This is a genomic window from Rhizobium sp. CBN3 (assembly GCF_030518245.1).
GTDB lineage: Bacteria > Pseudomonadota > Alphaproteobacteria > Rhizobiales > Rhizobiaceae > Rhizobium > Rhizobium aethiopicum_A.
In genome coordinates, this window is sequence record NZ_JAULSE010000012.1 from 111,145 (window position 1) to 129,780 (window position 18,636).

Annotated in this window: 19 protein-coding genes; 14 read left to right on the top strand and 5 right to left on the bottom strand. The window is 62.0% G+C overall.

The genetic code is table 11. From position 1 onward, the window contains the following. Positions 1–28: 28 nt before the first annotated feature. Together QWJ46_RS19215 and ybaL are read right to left on the bottom strand one after the other, a co-directional pair. Positions 29–409, bottom strand: coding sequence for a hypothetical protein (locus tag QWJ46_RS19215; RefSeq protein ID WP_302753069.1), 381 nt, complete (start codon positions 407–409; stop codon positions 29–31). 54 nt (positions 410–463) lie between these two features. Next, positions 464–2,272, bottom strand: coding sequence for a YbaL family putative K(+) efflux transporter (gene ybaL, locus QWJ46_RS19220; RefSeq protein WP_302752950.1), 1,809 nt, complete (start codon positions 2,270–2,272; stop codon positions 464–466). A gap of 34 nt (positions 2,273–2,306) precedes the next feature. Here ybaL and QWJ46_RS19225 point away from each other — a divergent pair, with 34 nt between their 5' ends. Beyond that, on the top strand, positions 2,307–2,651 hold the full coding sequence (locus tag QWJ46_RS19225; protein ID WP_302753070.1) for a DNA-binding transcriptional regulator: 345 nt from the start codon (positions 2,307–2,309) through the stop codon (positions 2,649–2,651). Here QWJ46_RS19225 and QWJ46_RS19230 read toward each other — a convergent pair. Then, positions 2,618–4,039, bottom strand: coding sequence for a glycosyltransferase family 39 protein (locus tag QWJ46_RS19230; protein WP_302752951.1), 1,422 nt, complete (start codon positions 4,037–4,039; stop codon positions 2,618–2,620). The genes QWJ46_RS19225 and QWJ46_RS19230 overlap by 34 nt on opposite strands. A 647-nt stretch (positions 4,040–4,686) precedes the next feature. Between QWJ46_RS19230 and QWJ46_RS19235 the strand changes: the two genes are divergently transcribed. From QWJ46_RS19235 to QWJ46_RS19295, 13 genes are all read left to right on the top strand, one after another. Beyond that, positions 4,687–6,318 (top strand): globin-coupled sensor protein, encoded by a 1,632-nt coding sequence (locus tag QWJ46_RS19235; protein ID WP_184457247.1) that lies wholly within the window; start codon positions 4,687–4,689, stop codon positions 6,316–6,318. Between the two features lie 63 nt (positions 6,319–6,381). Continuing rightward, a complete protein-coding gene (locus QWJ46_RS19240; protein WP_064809596.1) occupies positions 6,382–6,678 on the top strand; it encodes an STAS domain-containing protein in 297 nt (98 codons plus the stop codon). Further along, on the top strand, positions 6,675–7,040 hold the full coding sequence (cheY1, locus tag QWJ46_RS19245; RefSeq protein ID WP_003570362.1) for a chemotaxis response regulator CheY1: 366 nt from the start codon (positions 6,675–6,677) through the stop codon (positions 7,038–7,040). Before QWJ46_RS19240 ends, cheY1 begins: the two co-directional genes overlap by 4 nt. Before the next feature lie 17 nt (positions 7,041–7,057). Beyond that, a complete protein-coding gene (locus tag QWJ46_RS19250) occupies positions 7,058–9,334 on the top strand; it encodes a chemotaxis protein CheA (protein ID WP_184457249.1) in 2,277 nt (758 codons plus the stop codon). A gap of 3 nt (positions 9,335–9,337) precedes the next feature. After that, entirely contained in the window at positions 9,338–9,805 is a 468-nt protein-coding gene (locus QWJ46_RS19255) for a chemotaxis protein CheW (protein ID WP_184457251.1), read from the top strand. Continuing rightward, positions 9,802–10,710, top strand: coding sequence for a protein-glutamate O-methyltransferase CheR (cheR, locus tag QWJ46_RS19260; protein WP_020920377.1), 909 nt, complete (start codon positions 9,802–9,804; stop codon positions 10,708–10,710). Before QWJ46_RS19255 ends, cheR begins: the two co-directional genes overlap by 4 nt. Further along, on the top strand, positions 10,707–11,750 hold the full coding sequence (gene cheB / locus QWJ46_RS19265) for a protein-glutamate O-methylesterase CheB (protein ID WP_064800663.1): 1,044 nt from the start codon (positions 10,707–10,709) through the stop codon (positions 11,748–11,750). The genes cheR and cheB overlap by 4 nt, the downstream gene beginning before the upstream one ends. Further along, a complete protein-coding gene (locus QWJ46_RS19270) occupies positions 11,751–12,140 on the top strand; it encodes a response regulator (RefSeq protein ID WP_004672258.1) in 390 nt (129 codons plus the stop codon). Continuing rightward, positions 12,137–12,691 (top strand): chemoreceptor glutamine deamidase CheD, encoded by a 555-nt coding sequence (gene cheD, locus QWJ46_RS19275; protein ID WP_184457253.1) that lies wholly within the window; start codon positions 12,137–12,139, stop codon positions 12,689–12,691. Before QWJ46_RS19270 ends, cheD begins: the two co-directional genes overlap by 4 nt. A 16-nt stretch (positions 12,692–12,707) precedes the next feature. After that, on the top strand, positions 12,708–13,097 hold the full coding sequence (locus tag QWJ46_RS19280) for a hypothetical protein (RefSeq protein WP_302752971.1): 390 nt from the start codon (positions 12,708–12,710) through the stop codon (positions 13,095–13,097). 196 nt (positions 13,098–13,293) lie between these two features. After that, positions 13,294–14,979 carry a flagellar basal-body MS-ring/collar protein FliF gene (gene fliF, locus QWJ46_RS19285; protein ID WP_302752972.1) on the top strand — a complete coding sequence of 562 codons (1,686 nt, stop codon included), beginning with the start codon at positions 13,294–13,296 and terminating at the stop codon, positions 14,977–14,979. 445 nt (positions 14,980–15,424) lie between these two features. Beyond that, on the top strand, positions 15,425–16,171 hold the full coding sequence (locus QWJ46_RS19290; protein ID WP_184457257.1) for a helix-turn-helix transcriptional regulator: 747 nt from the start codon (positions 15,425–15,427) through the stop codon (positions 16,169–16,171). 8 nt (positions 16,172–16,179) lie between these two features. Continuing rightward, positions 16,180–16,926 (top strand): helix-turn-helix transcriptional regulator, encoded by a 747-nt coding sequence (locus QWJ46_RS19295; protein WP_302752973.1) that lies wholly within the window; start codon positions 16,180–16,182, stop codon positions 16,924–16,926. Positions 16,927–16,973: 47 nt separating this feature from the next. Here the strand turns inward: QWJ46_RS19295 and QWJ46_RS19300 are convergent, their stop codons facing one another. Together QWJ46_RS19300 and flhB are read right to left on the bottom strand one after the other, a co-directional pair. Beyond that, complete coding sequence (locus QWJ46_RS19300; protein ID WP_302752974.1) at positions 16,974–17,414, bottom strand: hypothetical protein; 441 nt, start codon at positions 17,412–17,414, stop codon at positions 16,974–16,976. A gap of 5 nt (positions 17,415–17,419) precedes the next feature. Continuing rightward, the gene (flhB, locus tag QWJ46_RS19305; protein ID WP_302752976.1) at positions 17,420–18,499 is read right to left on the bottom strand and encodes a flagellar biosynthesis protein FlhB; all 1,080 of its coding nucleotides are present in this window, start codon (positions 18,497–18,499) and stop codon (positions 17,420–17,422) included. Positions 18,500–18,636: the final 137 nt, after the last annotated feature.

The following is an 18,636-nucleotide window of genomic DNA, read 5'->3' on the forward strand; positions in this document are numbered from 1 at the left end:
TGGTCGGAAGCGCCGCGCGGCGCCAGACTCAGGCGGCGATCGGCGGTGCGCGCGGCTGATGGGTCCCGGAAACTGCCGGATGAAGCGCAGGTTCGAATGCCGCAACAGGAGCGGTCACGTTCCAGCCGGTGAAATCGACGGCCGGGGCGGCGGCAAGGGCGGCCGGTCCGGCGTCGTAGGCGGTCTGCTTCGGCGCGAGCTTGCGCTCGGCGGCAAGCACGCCGCGCACGGCATCGCGCGCGCTCAGTTGCGGCGGCTGCGGATCGCGGCCGGAAGAGGAAAGCGTGTTGACGGCGGTCGCCGGCGCAATAATGAGATTGCCGCCGAAAAGCAGGCCGACATAGGCGAGGATGGCGAAGAGGAGGGAAGCGGCGATACGGCTCGGCAGACGGTGCTGATCCAGCTCCATCTCCTCCGTCCCGGCCATGTCACTCCCGTATCGGCTCAAAAGCGCGCCAATCTCTCATTCTCGTTCCGGCGGAGCAGTGCCCGTCGGGATGATTGTAGCAGGCTCCTGCCTGTCTTCATAGGAAACACTCTCATGATGCACTTGAGCGAGCCGGTCAACCATGCCCAGTGCGATTTCGCGTTCGCCCATGATGACGGTGTCGGCGCCGTATTGTTTCAGCTCGTCGACCTCGGCGTCGGAATGGGCGCGGGCGATGATGAGGATGGAGGGATTGACGCTGCGCGCCTGCTCGGCGATGCGGCAAGCCTCGAAGGCGTTCGGGATGGCGATGGCAAGGCTGCGCGCCGCCGAAAGATTGGCGAGATCGAGCGTCTTCCGCGCCACCGCATTGCCCATGAAGGCTTCGATCCCTTGCGCTTTCAATTCGCCGATGCGCTTGTCGGAATCCTCGATGACGAGGAAGGGCGTGCCTGACGATTTGAGATTCTGCCCGACGATCCGGCCGACCCGGCCATAGCCGATGAGGATGGCGTGGCCGCTAAGCGTGGTCGGATGCACGGCGTCGTCCTCAGGCGGCACCTGCTCCTGAGCGGCACCCGCATCCGCGGCGGCCACGATTTCCTCGCGCTTCGCACCTTCGAGAACAGGCCGCATGCGGTCGCAGAGGAAGAACAGCAGCGGATTGAGGATGATCGAGATAATGGCGCCAGCAAGGATCAGGTCGCGGCCCTCCTCCGGCAACAGCCCGAGTTCGACGCCGAGAGCGGCGAGGATGAAGGAGAATTCGCCGATCTGACCGAGGCTTGCCGAAATCGTCAGCGCCGTGCCGGCTGGCTTCCTGAAGGCGAGCACGATCAGAAAAGCGGCGACGGACTTGCCAATGACGATGATGAAGACGGTGGCGAGGATCGGCAGCGGCCTGTCGAGCAGGATGTTCGGATCGAACAGCATGCCGACCGAAACGAAGAAGAGCACGGCAAAGGCGTCGCGCAGCGGCAGGCTTTCTTGGGCGGCGCGGTGGCTGAGCTCGCTTTCGGCCAGCACCATGCCGGCAAAGAAGGCGCCGAGCGCCAGCGACACGCCGAAGAGCTTCGCCGCGCCGAAGGCGACGCCAAGCGCTATAGCGAGCACACCGAGCCGGAAGAGCTCGCGCGAGCCGGCATGGGCGATGCGGTGCATGGTCCAGGGAACGAGCTTGCGGCCGAAGACCAGCATCAGCGCCACGAACAGTGCCACTTTGACCAGCGTCATAGCGATCATGCCGCCGATGCCGAGATCGAGGCCGAGCAGGCTGTTCAGACCCGCCGACAGCGGCTCGACGGGGCCATGGCCGCCGCCGCCGATGCTGGCTGCGGCCGGGATCAGCACCAGCGCCAGCACCATGGCGAGGTCTTCGACGATCAGCCAGCCGACGGCGATCCTGCCGCGCTCCGTCTCCACCAGCCGGCGCTCCTGCAACGCCTTGAGCAGCACGACGGTAGAGGCGACCGAAAGCGCCAAGCCGAAGACCAGGCTGCCGCCGGTCGGCCAGCCCATCAAGGCGCCGAGGCCCCAGCCGAGCAAAGTTGCAAAACCAATCTGCGCGATCGCGCCGGGCAGCGCGATGCCGCGCACCGACAGCAGGTCTTTGAGAGAGAAATGCAGCCCGACGCCGAACATCAGCAGGATGACGCCGATTTCGGCAAGCTCCGGCGCAAGGCTCTGATCCGCCACGTAACCCGGCGTGTGCGGCCCCACCAGCACGCCAGCGATCAGATAGCCGACGAGCGGCGGCATGCGCAGCCGATGAGCAAGGGCGCCGAAGATGAAAGCCAGAACGAGGCCGCCGACGATTGTCGAAATCAAGGGCGTATCGTGCGGCATTGCTGTCTCCCGATCTGGAAATCCCATGCGTAATATGACATATATGGCCTATCTCGACCAATATGGGCAACATGAAATCATGGGTCAAGGCGCAAAGGAAACAATTCTCACTCCCGCTCTCTGCCGCGCGGCGCGCGGCCTGCTGGATTGGACCCAGGCCGACCTGGCCGAACGAGCCGCCGTCTCGCGCAGCACCATCCGCGATTACGAGGGACGCCGCCACGACATCCACCGCGCGACGGAGGCGCAGCTGCGCCTCGCTTTCGAAAAGGGTGGTGTCAGGTTCGTCGAAATCGAAGGGGCAGGCACCGGCCTCTGCCTGCCCAATGAACAGGCCGAAGCGGCTCAGGGCGCCAGGCAGCCCGCGGAGACTTTGTAGATGTAAAGCGCCTTGCTCTTGTAATAGCCCGCGGTCGGCTGCCAGTTCTTCAGGACCTCCGGCGTTTCAGTGGCACAGGTGAGGGGGGCGTCCGTCAGGAAAAGCACCTTTCCTGTGACGTCGGCGGGCAGCGCGAACTCCTGCTCGTAATAGCTCTCCGGAAGTCCTGCGGGCGCCCGGGCGTAGATCCGGTAGGGTCCGTCGCGCAGGGTATAGAAAAGATCGGCGACCATGTCGCGGTTGTTCGTGACGATGATGTCGGTGCCGGCCTGAGCTGCAAGGGCTCCCGCCTCGCGGCTGACCTCGGCGCGGCCGAGATAACGCTTCATCAACTCGTCGCCGTTCGGCAGCAGCAATTGCTGCGGAAAGATCGTCGCCAGCGGAAAGAGCAGGCTTGCGATGCCGTTAATGGTGAGCGATAGCCTCAGCCCCTTCGGCCACATCCGGTAAAGCAGCCAGACGGCAAGAATGGTTCCGGCGACATAGGCGGTCACGGCCCAGTTGGCATAGGCTTTCGCGACCGTCGCCTGCAGGGTGATCAGCACCACTACCGGCATCGACAGCCAGATCAGCATCTTTTCGCGGTCGTCGCTCCGGCCCCTGATCATACGATAGACCGCCCAGAGCATTGCGAAGAAGATGATCGGTCCGACGACGCCGAATTGGGCGGAGAAGAATTCGAGCCCGCGGCGCAGATTGATGCCGAGATCGCTCCAATGGGCGATATCCTGCGTATGGCGCACCGTCGTATTGTCGTGTTGCAGGTTCCACCAGAGGTTCGGCAAGGCGACGACCGCCGCGACCGCGACCGCGATGATGAAATCCCGAACGGCGATGCGCGCCGACGGAATGAGCAGGAGGGCGATCGCGCCGCCCGGTACGACGAACAGCACGGCATATTTCGTCAGGAAGGCGAGGCCGACGCCGAGGCCCATGATGAGAGCCAGTCCGACCGAGCGCCGCTGCGTCAGGCCGAAATAGGCGAGCAAGGCGATGGCGATGAAGAACAGCAGGATCACGTCGGTCGAGAAGAACACCGAAGAAAGTGCTACGCCGGGAAGCGTAATGTAGGTGGCGCCCGTCCAGCCTTCGATCTCAGGCCCGACGAAACGCTTTGTCACCTTCATCAGCACCAGTGCCGCCGCCATATGGATCAGCGGTCCGAGCAGCCTGATGAAATAGATGGCGTTGGAGCCGGAAAGCTCCGTCATCGCCCGGATCACCCAGGCGATCATCGGCGGTTTCGAATAGTAGCCGAGATCGAGATTCTGCGACCAGAACCAGTACTGTGCCTCGTCGACAAACAGGTCTGTGGCATCGAAATGCAGCGTGACGACACGCCAGAGCGTGAAGCCGAGAACGATGAGGAGACCAGATCTGGGGGACATGAACCGAGTGTTCCGCTGACATGAAAGGCGCGAGTGCGATTACACCAAAGGCGCCGGACTGCCAACGGGGAATGGAATGGATAGGCTTGGAGCCAGAGGGGCTTCAGAACACCCGAAGCATGCGGATGTCGCGATTTGCGGCGAGGAAATCGAGGCGGGCGATGGCGGCAAGTACGCCCATTGCGATCAAGCAGGAACCCAATCCGAGAACAATCATTGCTCTGTCCTTGTCGACGTCATGTCTTGGTTGTCGACCGGCCTATAACACGGAGCTTGCGTGTGCCTTGTAGCAGCCGTGCAACTCCGTGGAAGTATTTCCTGCGAACTGCCTTGAATTGCTCCAAAAGCCTGCTCCTGCAAAGGCGTATTAACCTTCGGGCAAGGAATTAACCATAAAGATTGGGTTACACGTCGGAATGGGAAGATGTGCTCGTTCCCAGCAGGCATGACGCCGTACCGCCGTACCGGGTCGATCCGGTATCTATCTCTTCAGACAGCTTCGAAACATAGCTGATCAGGGGCCTTTACCTGCCGGTCGTCGCCGGCGGTGAAGACCGGCTCCGCGCTTGCGTTCATCGAATGCTGCAAAAGTTTTTTGCCGGGCATTCGCCTGGAAAGTGGGTCGGGGACAGGCGTTGAGGCAGGACATGCCATCAGATCAGGCTCGTGGAACGCAGGCAGGCAGCTTGCGCGACCGCCTGCGTTTTGCCGGTCTCGATGCCGATCAGTGCGAACTGGTGCGCCGCAACCGGCCGGCACTCGAAGCGCATCTGAAAGCCGGCCTGCGCGATCTCTTCCACAGGTTCCAGTCCTATCCCGACGCTGCGCGCAATTTCGAGAGCGACCGACAGGTCGATCGTCTGCATGATCTGCAGTCCTCGCATTGGGACGTGCTGACGGATGCGCGCTTCGACAGCCTCTATGCCGAGCGCGTCAAGGTTCTCGCCGACACCGAAAGCAAGATGGGCCTCGACCCGCGCTGGCATGTGGCCGGCCATGGCGTCATGCTGGAGCATGTCCTTTCCGGCCTCGTCGAAGAAATCGCCGGCCGGCCCCTGCTGCCCTCGGCCAGGCGCCGCACCCGCGAAATGTCCGATCTGATGACGGCGATCATCCGCATCGTCATGGTCGACGTCGAAATCGCCGTTTCGCTTCGCTTCAATGCGCTGCGAGCCGCCCAGAGCCGTGCGCTCGCCGATCAGCGCGCTGGAAGTGAAGCGGAGATTGCCCGGATCTTCGGTGAGGTCATCGAGGGTCTCGCCGCCCGCGACCTGACGCGGCGCGCGCCGGTCGAGGCCGACGGCGCCTATGCCGGGATCGCCGCCGCCCTGAACGGCGCCTTGGATGGCCTGCAGGCAGAATTCACCGCCGTGACCGAACGCACTGATAAGGCGGAAACGGCGACCACGTTGCTGGCCGGCCAGTCGCGGCAGTTCGCCGGTACGGCGTCCGGCCACGCCGACCGGCTACAGCTTTCCGCCGCTGCCCTTGCCGGCATTGCCGGAAGCGTCCGCGACGGCGCCGCCGACAGCCGCGCCGCCGAACAGGCGGCCGCCTCGACGCGCGCTGCGGTCGAGCAAAGCGGCGAGGTCGTCGGCCGCGCGATCAGCGCCATGGCCGATATCGAGCAGTCGGCCGAAAAGATCGGCCAGATCATCGGCGCGATCGACGAGATCGCCTTCCAGACCAATCTTCTGGCGCTGAATGCCGGCATCGAGGCGGCTCGCGCCGGCGATTCCGGCCGCGGCTTTGCCGTTGTCGCCCAGGAAGTCCGTGCGCTTGCCCAGCGCTCGGCCGACGCCGCCCGCGAGATCAAGACGCTGGTGACGACGACCAAGGCGCAGGTCGACGCCGGCGTGCAGATGGTCGGACGTACACAGGATTCGATCGGCAGCATCGTACGGCAGGTCACCGACATCAACGCCGCCATATCAGGCATCGCCACCAGGACCGGCGAGCATGCCGCAAGCCTCGACGGCGTGGCGGCCGACGTCAAGGGTCTCGGCGCAGAGGTGGCGGACAGTGCCGGTTTGGCCGAACGCTCCGCCGAAGGCGCCGACCACCTGCATACCGTCATTCTCGAGCTCGGCCAGACGATTCGCGAATTCCGCATCGCCAGGGAAAATGCGCATTCCGGGCGCCTGGGCTCGGTTCGCGCAACGCCGTCTCGCGCGATCGAAGCGGCTGCCCGTCCTGCGGTCGAAGACGAATACGAAAATGACGATTTTGACCTTCCGCAGTCGCTCGCAAGCGTCGGAGGTGGGCGGAATGTTTACTAACCTATCGGATGATCGCCGCAGCTCATCTTTTCGGGCCGGGGACAAGGGGACAAGGACAAGCTGATGGTGGCAAAGAAGAGTGGCAAGACGCTGAATTTGACAGCGGTGCTCGATCTCAACGAGGCTTCCGCCTTGCGTGAAAAACTCATCTCTCTAAGGGGCAGCGGTCTTTCGATCGACGCATCGGGCGTCGAGCGGATCGGGGCTCTTTGCGCTCAGGTCCTGATGTCCGCCGAGAAGACCTGGGAGCAGGACAAGCAGCCGTTCACCTTCTCCAAGGTGTCCGACGCATTTCACAAAACCATGCAGCTGGTTGGCGTCAATATTGACCACCTGCTTGCCAAGGAGATTCGGCAATGAAGAAAAAAGTGCTTACCGTGGATGATTCCCGCACCATCCGAAACATGCTGCTCGTGACGCTGAACAATGCCGGTTTCGAGACGATCCAGGCGGAAGACGGCGTCGAGGGACTCGAGGTTCTCGAAGAATCCAATCCTGACGTGATCGTGACCGACATCAATATGCCGCGCCTCGACGGCTTCGGCTTCATCGAAGGTGTGCGCCGCAATGAGAAGTATCGGGCGATCCCGATCCTGGTCCTGACGACCGAAAGCGACGCGGAAAAGAAGAACCGCGCCCGCCAGGCCGGCGCCACGGGATGGATCGTCAAGCCTTTCGACCCGGCCAAGCTGATCGATGCAATTGAGCGCGTAACCGCTTAAACCCAGGATTTGCTCCTATGGATATGAACGAAATCAAAGAGATCTTTTTCCAGGAGTGCGAGGAACAGCTTGCCGAGCTGGAATCCGGTCTTCTGAAAATGAACGATGGCGATCGCGATCCGGAAACCGTCAATGCGGTATTCCGTGCCGTGCATTCGATCAAGGGGGGCGCCGGCGCCTTCGGCCTTGATGATCTCGTTGCCTTCGCCCATGTTTTCGAGACCACTCTCGATTGCGTTCGCTCCAACAAGCTTGAGCCGACCCAGGACGTCCTGAAGGTGATGCTGAAGTCGGCCGACGTGCTCGCCGACCTGACCAATGCTGCACGCGACGGCGGCAGTGTCGATGAAAGCCGCAGCCGCGGCCTCGTCAAGGAGCTCGAGGCGCTGGCCAATGGTGAGCTGCCGTCTCCTTCGGCCGAAGCGCCTGCGCCCAAGGCCGCCGCAAAGGTGGCTCCGGCCGCTCCGGCGTCGACCCCCAAGCCGACCGACGACAGCGGCTTCCAGCCGATCCCCTTTTCCTTCGACGATTTCGGTGATGAGGACGGCGCAGAGACCGGCCTGCCGGCCTACGAGATCACCTTCAAGCCGCGCCACGAACTCTATTCGAAGGGTAATGACGCCACCCTGCTGCTGCGCGACCTTTCGCGCCTCGGTGAAATGACGATCTATTGCAATACGGATGAGCTGCCGGGTCTCGAGGAGCTCGATCCGGAGGCTGCCTATTTCTTCTGGAACGTCACGCTCAGGACCGACAAGGGCGAGGATGCCATTCGCTCCGTCTTCGAATTCGCCGAGTGGGATTGCGAACTGACGGTGAAGCCGGTCGAGGAGACCGGTGGCGACGTTTCGAGCAACGAGGAACTGCCGATGGTGCCGGTTCCCTTCGACCTGTCGATCCTGGACGAAACCGGCGCAACGGAAGGCGTTTCCGCTGCACGGTCCGAAGACACGGCCGCTGCCGTTGCCGCCGCCGAAACTGCTTCCAACGTCACGCAGATGGCGGCCGCCGCCTCCCGCGTCGAGAAGAAGGAATCGGCTGCAGCCGCCGCCGCCAATGCCGCCGCCCAGAACAATGCTGCCGGAGCCGGCCAGACGATCCGCGTCGATCTCGATCGCGTCGACCGCCTCATCAACCTCGTCGGCGAATTGGTCATCAACCAGGCGATGCTGTCGCAGAGCGTCATCGAGAACGACACGACCGGCACCTCATCGATCAACATGGGTCTCGAGGAGCTTCAGCAGCTCACGCGCGAGATCCAGGACTCGGTCATGGCGATCCGCGCGCAGCCGGTCAAGCCGGTCTTCCAGCGCATGTCGCGTATCGTCCGCGAAATCGCCGATATGACCGGCAAATCGATCCGCCTCATTACCGAAGGTGAAAATACCGAAGTCGACAAGACGGTTATCGATAAGCTAGCCGAGCCGCTGACCCACATGATCCGTAATGCCGTCGACCACGGCATCGAAACCCCGGAAAAGCGCGCAGCCGCCGGTAAGAACACCGAAGGCACGGTTCGCCTCACCGCCAAGCACCGGTCGGGCCGCATCCTGATCGAGCTTGCCGACGACGGCGCCGGCATCAACCGCGAGAAGGTCCGCCAGAAAGCGATCGACAACGATCTAATCCCGGCCGATGCCAACCTGTCGGATGAGGAAATCGATAACCTGATCTTCCTTCCGGGCTTCTCGACGGCCGACAAGATCTCCGACATATCGGGCCGCGGCGTCGGCATGGACGTCGTCAAGCGCTCGATCCAGGCGCTCGGCGGCCGCATCAACATCACCTCCAAGCCGGGCCACGGCTCAGTCTTCACCATGAGCCTGCCGCTGACGCTCGCCGTTCTCGACGGCATGGTGGTCACCGTCGCCGGCCAGACGCTGGTCGTGCCGCTGACCGCGATCGTCGAAACCCTGCAGCCGGAAGCTGCCGCGATCCACTCCTTCGGCGCGAACCACCGGCTGATCTCGATCCGCAACTCGTTCTGCCCGCTGGTCGATGTCGGCCGCATCCTGAACTTCCGCGCGACCCAGGCCAACCCTGTCGAAGGTGTGGCGCTCCTGGTGGAATCCGAAGGCGGCGGCCAGCGCGCCCTGATGGTCGATGCCATCCAGGGTCAGCGCCAGGTGGTCATCAAGAGCCTGGAAGCCAACTACACCCATGTGCCCGGCATCGCTGCCGCCACCATCCTCGGCGACGGCCGCGTGGCTCTCATCCTCGATGTCGACGCGGTGGTCGGCGCCTCGCGCGGCCACTCGCTCAAAGCGGAAATGTCGTTAGCAGCGGTAGGGTAAGGAATGTCGTACGCTGTAAAAAGTCTGAACCAGGGGGATCGCGAGTTGATCGCGTTCCGCATCGGAGATCAGGAATTCTGCGTGAACATCATGTCGGTTCGCGAAATCCGGGGCTGGACCCCCGCGACCGCGATGCCGCACTCGCCTGCCTATATGCTGGGGGTCATCAACCTGCGCGGCGCGGTGCTGCCGATCATCGATCTTGCCGCTCGACTCAGCATGAAGCCCGCCGATCCCACAGCCCGTCATGTCATCATCGTCGCCCAGGTCCGCCGCAAGGTCGTCGGCCTCCTGGTCGACGCCGTCTCCGACATTCTGACCGTCACCGACGAGATCATCCAGCCGACGCCCGAAATCTCTTCCGACCTCGAGCGCCAATTTGCCCGAGGCATTCTCGCCATCGACAAGCGCATGATCTGCCTGATCGAACTTGAAGCCCTCTTTTCCGAGACCGAAAGCGAAGCCGCATGAGTGCAATGGGTGCAAAAGATCAGAGGCAGGGAGCCGATGAGGTGCTGGCGAGCGGAGAATATCCGCTGACGCGCCGCGACCTTACGGAAATTGCAGCCATGATCTACTCGGATGCCGGCATCTTCTTGAACGAGACGAAGGCCTCGCTCGTCTATTCGCGTCTGTCCAAGCATATCCGCAATCTTGGTCTGTCGGGTTTCCGCGAATATTGCGAACTCGTCGCCTCACCGGCCGGTGCCGCGGCGCGCCGCGAAATGCTCTCGCATCTGACGACCAATTTCACCCGCTTCTTCCGCGAAAACCATCATTTCGAGCATCTGCGCGATCATGTCCTGCCGGAGCTTCTGCAGCGGGCGCGATCGGGCGGCAGGGTGCGCATCTGGTCGGCCGCTTCCTCCGACGGGCAGGAACCCTATTCGATCGCGCTGACCGTGCTGTCGCTGATGCCGAATGTCGCCGATTACGACTTCAAGATCCTGGCGACCGACATCGACCCGAAAATCCTCGCCATCGCCCGGGCCGGCGCTTACGACGAGAGCGCGCTCGAAACCGTCTCGCCCGCCATGCGCAAGCAATGGTTCAGCGAAGTCGAGGTGCAGGGCCGGCGCAAGTTCCAGGTCGACGACCGCGTCAAGCGGCTGATCACCTACAACGAGCTGAACCTGATGGCGCAATGGCCGTTCAAGGGCAAGTTCGACGTCATCTTCTGCCGCAACGTCGTCATCTATTTCGACGAGCCGACGCAGATGAAGATCTGGCAGCGTTTCGCCGGCCTCCTGCCGGAAGGCGGCCATCTCTATATCGGCCATTCCGAGCGCGTCTCCGGTGAGGCGAAGCACGTCTTCGACAATATCGGCATCACGACCTATCGCTACACGACCAAAGGTCTCGGGAGGAAGGCATGAGCGCTCCGGCAAGAGTTCTCGTTGTTGACGACTCGCCGACCATGCGGGGTCTGATTACCGCAGTACTGAGCTCCGACCCGGAAGTCAGCGTCATCGGCCAGGCCGGCGACGCACTGGAAGCGCGCGAGGCGATCAAGCGGCTGAATCCCGACGTCGTGACGCTCGATATCGAGATGCCGAATATGAACGGCCTCGATTTTCTCGAAAAGATCATGACGCTGCGGCCGATGCCGGTGATCATGGTCTCGACGATGACGCATCGCGGCGCCGAAGCGACGCTTGCGGCGCTGGAGATCGGCGCCTTCGATTGCGTCGGCAAGCCGGGTCCCGGCGAACCCCGGCCCTTCGGCGATCTCGCCGAGAAGGTCAAGGCGGCCGCGCGCACGCAGCGTCAGTTCTCCCAACCGGCCGCCGCCGTCACCCCCCCGCCCTCCGTCGCCGATTTCCGCGTCGGCCGCAAGATCGTCGCGATCGGTTCGTCGACCGGCGGCGTCGAGGCGCTGATCGCCGTGTTGCAGAAATTCCCGGCAAATTGCCCGCCGACCGTCATCACTCAGCATATGCCGCCGACCTTCACCAAGAGTTTCGCCGAACGGCTGAACCGTCTCTGCGCGCCGGTGGTGCAGGAAGCGACCGATGGCGCCCGTCTCGAGATCGGCAAGATCTACCTGGCGCCGGGCGGCGAACGTCATCTCCAGGTCAGCGGCGGCTCCGCGCCGTGCTGCCGTCTCGTCGACCGGGCGCCCGTCAACGGTCACCGCCCGTCCGTGGACGTGCTCTTTGATTCGGTCGCGGAACTCGCAGGCCGCAACGCCGTCGGCGTGATTCTGACCGGAATGGGCCGCGATGGCGCCGCCGGATTGTTGAAAATGCGCCACGCGGGCGCCAGAACGCTCGGCCAGAACGAAAAAACCTGCGTCGTTTACGGAATGCCAAGGGTTGCTCACGAACTTGGCGCCGTCGAGCAGCAGCTGCCACTGACTGCCATCGGTGAAGAAATATTGAAATTGACAGCCGCCCGAAAGGAAGGGACCGAATAAATGTCGATCGCGGAGAAAATCAAAGTTCTGATCGTCGATGATCAGGTAACGAGCCGGTTGCTGCTCAGCGACGCGCTGACCCAGCTCGGTTTCAAGCAGATCACATCCGCAGGCGACGGCGAGCAGGGCATGAAGATCATGACCGAGCAGCCGCACCACCTGGTGATCTCCGATTTCAACATGCCGAAGATGGATGGCATCGGCTTCCTTCAGGCCGTGCGCACCAACCCGAACACCAAGAAGGCGGCCTTCATCATTCTCACCGCCCAGGGCGATCGCGCGCTGGTGCAGAAGGCGGCTCAGCTCGGCGCCAACAACGTGCTCGCCAAGCCGTTTACGATCGAGAAGATGAAAGCGGCCATTGAAGCCGTGTTTGGAGCTTTGAAATGATCACTGAGGGGGCAGCCCGCCGCGTGCACATCATTCAAGGCGAGTACAAGGTTCTGAGCGATCCGAATGCGGTCCTCTCGACCATTCTCGGCTCGTGCGTGGCTGCGTGCCTCAGAGATCCCGTCGCCGGTGTTGGCGGCATGAACCACTTTCTGCTGCCCGGTTCGGCAACGTCCCCGACATCAGGCGGCGATGCCACACGCTACGGTGTGCATCTGATGGAACTGTTGATCAACGGTCTCCTGAAGCAGGGCGCCCGGCGCGACCGGCTGGAGGCAAAGATCTTCGGCGGCGCAAAGACGATCTCGACTTTCTCCAACGTCGGTGAGCAGAATGCGACCTTCGCCATGCAGTTCCTGAGGGATGAAGGCATTCCGGTGGTCGGCTCCTCCACAGGCGGAGAGCATGGGCGCAAGCTCGAATATTGGCCGGTCTCCGGTCGGGCCCGGCAATACCCCTTGACCGGCGCCGAAACGCAGAGAACCGTCGCTCTCGAGCAGCGTCCCGCCGCTCCGCAGAAGCCCGCCGAAACCAGCATCGAATTTTTTTGATGGCGAGGATTTTCATATGACATTTACTCCGGTGATGGAGCCGCCCGCGCCTGTCGAAGGGCTGAGCGATATCCTGATGCGCATCGTTTCGGAACTCCACGACGTGGCCTACCTGATCGAGCGCATCGAGCCGCAGCTTCTCGAACTCGGTGGCGCTGAAATTCTGAACTCGCCTGACGCCATGAAGGTCATGCAGGGCATCGATCTGGCCGTGCAGAAGTCACGCGGCCTTGCCGAATTCATCGACACCATCACCGGCGAAATCCCGCTCGGCTGGACGGTCGACGTCGCGACCGCGCTCAGCCTCGTCAAGCTGGCGGAGATGCAGAAGGCGCTGGGCGGCTCCACGCGCCACGGTCACTCGCAGCCGCTGAGCAAGGCCGCCGGCGACTTCGACTTCTTCTGAAGCACGCGGCTTTTCAACGCCGCTTTTCGCGCCCCAGGTCCTTTTCACGCACGTCGTTCTCGCAAAATCGTTGCGCGACATGCTTCGGCCTTCGCTCTCGCGCGCTCCTCACGAAACGCTCGCACAAGTTTCGCCGATTATTCGTCGGATGAGGCAATAAGCCTGCTTTGTCTTTGACGGATCGTGCGAGAACAGAATGAATCTGTTAAATCAATTAGTTCAGATTTTTAAGAACTTTGGCGCCCTGGGCCGGACACGCCTGATGATTCTCGGAGGCGTCGGCGCCGTTTCCATCGCAATCATCCTTGCGGCTGCCCTTTTCGTCAACAAACCGGCCCAAGAAACGCTCTATGTCGGTCTCGACGCTCCCGATCTCAACCAGATCAGCATGGCGCTTGCTGAAGCCAACATCAATTTCCAGGTCGGCACGGACGGCGCCAGCATCACGGTTCCAGCTGGCATGACCGGCAAGGCCCGCCTGATGCTGGCCGAGCGCGGCCTGCCGAACAGCGCCAATGCCGGCTATGAACTCTTCGACAATGTCGGTTCCCTCGGCCTGACCTCCTTCATGCAGGAGGTGACGCGGGTTCGAGCGCTGGAAGGCGAAATCGCACGCACCATCCAGTCGATCTCGGGCATAACGGCCGCGCGCGTCCACATCGTCATGCCTGAGGTCGGAAACTTCCGGAAGGCGGAGCAGAAACCGACCGCCTCGGTGATGATTCGCGCCAGCGCCGCCACCGGGCGCGGCGCCGCGACCTCGATCCGTCACCTTGTCGCCTCGGCCGTGCCGGGGCTTGATGTCGATGATGTCACGATTCTTGATTCGGCCGGCCAGCTTCTCGCGTCCGGCGACGAGGCGAGCAACAGCTCGCTGAACCGCTCGCTCAACATCGTCCAGAACGTTCAGCAGGAAGTCGAATCCAACATCGACAAGGCGCTGGCGCCTTTCCTCGGCATGGATAACTTCCGCTCCAGCGTCACCGCCGACCTCAACACCGATGCTCAACAGATCCAGGAGACGGTTTACGATCCCGAATCCAAGGTCGAACGTTCGGTTCGTTCGACGAAGGAAGCTCAGCAGTCGCAGCAGAGGCAGTCCGACAACGCGACGACGGTCGAACAGAACATTCCCCAGGCGGCTCCTGATGCCGGCGGCTCCGGCGGCCCGGAATCACAGGACAAGTCGGATAAGCGCGAAGAGCAGACAAACTACGAAATCAACAGCAAGACGACGGCGACGACCCGCAACAGCTATCAGGTCGAGAAGCTTTCGATCGCCGTCGTGGTCAACAAGGGCCGCATCGCCAAGATGGTCGGCGAGCCCGCCGACCAGGCCAAGATCGACGCCTATCTCGCCGAAATGCAGAAGATCGTCGCATCGGCGGCCGGCATCGACGCCAAGCGCGGCGACGTCGTCACCGTCACGGCGATGGACTTCCTCGAGAACCAGCTGCTGGAAGACGCCACCGGCGGTGTCCGCGTCATGGATATGCTGAGCCGCAACCTTGCCGGCATCATCAACTCGCTCGCCTTCGTCGCGGTCGCCTTCGTGGTGGTCTGGATGGGTCTGCGGCCGCTGGTACGCAGCATCAGCGGCAACGGCGCGGTTCTCGGCGACGCCACGCCGGAAGCGGCCGGTCTCGAACTTCCGGACTTCGCACCGGCGACCGGCGCCCCTGGAGGCGCTCTCATGGACGGCTTCGGCTCCGATTTCGGCTTCGACAGCACCGAGGATCTGCTCAGCCTCGGCGACGACGACGGCAACTTCAACCGCCGCGTCAAGGAGGGCCCGGAACGCAAGCTTGCCCGCATGGTGGAAATCAACGAGGAGCGCGCCGCCAAAATCCTTAGAAAATGGGCGATCGACGACGCAGCATAAGAAAGAGGCCGGGCAACCGGCCTTTTTTCATGTCGGTACAGGCTTTTCACTGCCGGAGCAGGATTGTTATCGGTCTCCGCAGGAGAGCCGACTGCTCATTCCCCGATTTGTATTCGGCTCCGGCTGTCGAATGGGAATAGATCCGGCCGCGTGAAGAATTTGGATAAAATTGTTGAAGATCACTCGCGTAAAACGCGAATGAAGTTGCGGTACAGTCAGAATCATCTTAGCCTTCCGAGTATTCTGAGGGGCGCCATTCGTCCTCGAATCACGGCATGAGCGGCAGCGAAAGTAAATCCCTAGAAGTCGGAGATGGTACTTTACATCGGCTGGCTTACCCTTAGGTGATTCGAAATGGGATTCGAGCGGGACTGAATTGAATCCTTTGCAGAAAAAGTGCAGTTGCACCCGAGTGTGATCGCTTCTCAGCCGCAGGACGTTGCCGATGGATATGAACATAGCTCTGGCGAGCAAAGGCGAGAGGCAGATGATGAGTTTCGCGAGCGCAGTGGCGCCGGCTCTGTTGCCGCGCGACGAACTGATCCAGCGCCTGCACGGGGTCGCCAACACTGGCAGGTTGCAGTCCGGCCTGCGTGCACTGACAGAATATGTCGGTGCCTCGCACTATCTTCTGGCGCGTTGTGATCTCATCCAGGAAAGCGGCCTGGATTTCATCGTTTCCTCCGACTGGCCCTTCGATCTGGTCAAGGAGGTCGCCAATGATCTCGTCAGCACCTATGCCCGCTCGACCGAGCTGGAAAAATGCATGCAGGTTTTCCAGCCGAATTTCGCGCTTCTGCCCGAAGGCGCCGATGTGCCGGAGGGTGCCAGCCGCCAATATTGCTCATTGACCTTCAATGTCGGCCGCTCGCGGCTCGCCTTGATGTTCCTGTTCGGCGAAGGCTTCATCCTGTCGCCGGAGCGCCTGCGGGATGTGGGACTGCTTGCCGGCTACGTCGCGAGCTTCCTTCGCTGCGGGGGCGCAAAGGTCGACCGCGATTTCGAACTGACTGACCGCGAGCTGGAATGCCTGTTCTGGATCGCCGAGGGCAAGACCAGCGATGAGATCGCGATGATTCTCGGAATATCCCGCAATACCATCAACAATTACATCACCAGCGTGATGCGCAAGACGGCGACCAAGACCCGGTCGGAGGCCATTGCCTTCGCGGTCCGCAACAATCTCGTATAGGGGAATCCATGGCACATCCATCAAGCAGGGCGATGAACGGCGCCGATCCGCTGCGCATGGTGCGGGTGAACAGGATTTCCAGCCGTTCGGATCTTTATCCGCGACTGATCGCGATGCAGAAGCTCGCCGACGCTCAAGGCTTCGCGATCTACCGTGTCAGCGGCTCGGGACTGCCGGCAAAGCAGCGCCTTGTCTGTGAGCTCGAGAACTGGGGACCTTCGAATAGCGGTTTTGCCAAAGCTTTCACGGATGCCTATGGCAATATTCTTCTCGACCATATCGAAAAGTCGCTGCTGCCGCTTTCATGGGCCGGCGCACACGACCGGGCGGCCCCCGGTCCGGCGGATTTCTCGCCCTTCATGACGCGCCTGAAGGATGGAATTCTGCCTTTCTCCGGCCTTGCTTTCCCGGTGCGGCTCGGCGCCCTCGGCAACGGCTTCATCCTTTTCACCGGCGATGATATCGATCCTTCAAGCGATACGATCGTCGAGCTGCACGGCCGCTGCTGCCACGTGATGATGGATCTGCTCTCGCTCGACGAACGCCGCTCGGCCGCTGCCGAAGCGCTGAGCGAACGGGAAATCGCCTGTCTCCAGCTCGCCGGCGATGGCCGCATCAGCGAAGAGATCGCCGAAAAACTCGGCCTGTCCGTGCACACGGTCAATGCCTATCTCGGCTCGGCGACCATCAAGCTCGATTCCGTCAACCGCATCCAGGCGATCGCCAAGGCTATCCGGCTCGGATACATTAGCTAGAGCGCCTGCCACCTTCTTGTAAGACGGCGAAATTGCCCTGAGGCAAATCAGCTGGCGAGCGCGTGCGGCGGTTTCACGCTGTAGCGGGATTGCCGAAGGCTCTTATCCAGAAAGGCAGTGTTCTCGTCGGGATCGGAGGAGGGGTCCTCGAAGGCGATGTGGTTGATTTCGATGCCGGCATGATTGTCGGCAAGGGTGAGCTGGGCATAGACGGTGACGCCGCGCGGCTTGATTTCCAGGTCGAGAACGACTTCGGGCTTGCCGCCCCATTCGAGCGTATAGTTTCCGCCCAGGCCGAAATTGACCGTGCCCGGATGAAAGAAAAGCTCCGCCGCCGAAGCGACGAGATCGGAAAGATTGCCGTAATACTCGAAGCGCAGCAGTGAGATAAGGTCAGAGGCATCCAGAAGGCGCAGTTCGGTGGCGACCGGGCTGATCGCGTCTGCGAGGATCTTTTCACGCTGGGCAGAGTGAGGGCATTTTTTCATTCGGCTTATCTTACCCGTTTGTTCTTGGCGTCTGCGGCGTAGACCCTGTGTATGAGCTCCGCAACGGCCTTATAGAAGACTGACGGTATGACACTATCGACCGAGACTTGCGCAAACATGGAGCGCGCGAGCGGCGGGTCCTCGAACACCGGAATGCCGTTCTGCTCGGCGATCTCCCTGATTTTGAGTGCGATCAGGTCCTGGCCCTTGGCCAGAACCACCGGCGCGTCGTTCTCTTCACGCGCATAGCGCAGCGCCACGGCGTAGTGCGTCGGGTTGGCGATGACAAGCGTGGCGCGGTGCACGTTGGCGATCATGCGCCGGCGAGCGCGGTCGCGCATCAGCGAGCGCTGCCGGCTTTTGACGAAGGGGTCGCCCTGCGCCTGCTTGTTTTCTTCTTTCACCTCGTGGCGCGTCATCTTGAGTTCGGTGAACCAGTGATGGCGCGTCCAGAAAAGATCGGCGATCGCCACGATCGCGGTGGCGATCAGCATGACGATGATGATCTTGCGCATCGCCGTCATCATCCGCACGAGGATTGTCTGCGGATCGGAGAACATGGCGTCGATCGAGCCGAAATATTCGCTCCTGAGCACGAAGAACAGGACGACCCCGACGACGACGACCTTGAACAGCGACTTTCCGAACTCGACGAGGCCGGGCAGGCTGAAGAGCCGTGACCAGCCCTTGACCGGAGAGATGCGAGAGGCCTGCGGCCTGATCCGTTCGAGCACAGGCGTCGGCAGGTTCTGGAAGATCGAGGAGGCGATGCCGAAGACCATGAACAGGATGAAGGCGGGTGCCAGCAGCGCCGCGCTCGACCAGCCGAGCCGGACGAAGAGCGCCAGAATGTCCGGTCCCGTCTCGATTTTCCATTGGTCGGGCTGTTCGAAAATGTCGCGCAGCGTTTCGCCCATGCGGCCGACGCTATCGGGAAGGAAGAACACCAGATAGATGAAAGTGGCGAGGATGGTCGCGAAGATCGACAGCTCGCGCGAAAACGGCACATTGCCTTTTTCCGCGGCGTCCGTTTGCTTTTTCGCGGTCGGGGCTTCTGTTTTGCTGTCCTTGTCATCATCTGCCAAGTCGCGGCCCTCCGTCAAAAAACAGGCCGCAGCTCATGCATGCCACCCCGAACCGGGCAGCGATTTTGGGATGACGAGATGCGTCAAAACAAAAACCTAAGGCGCGCCGCAGAAACCGAGTGTTCTGCGACACGCCA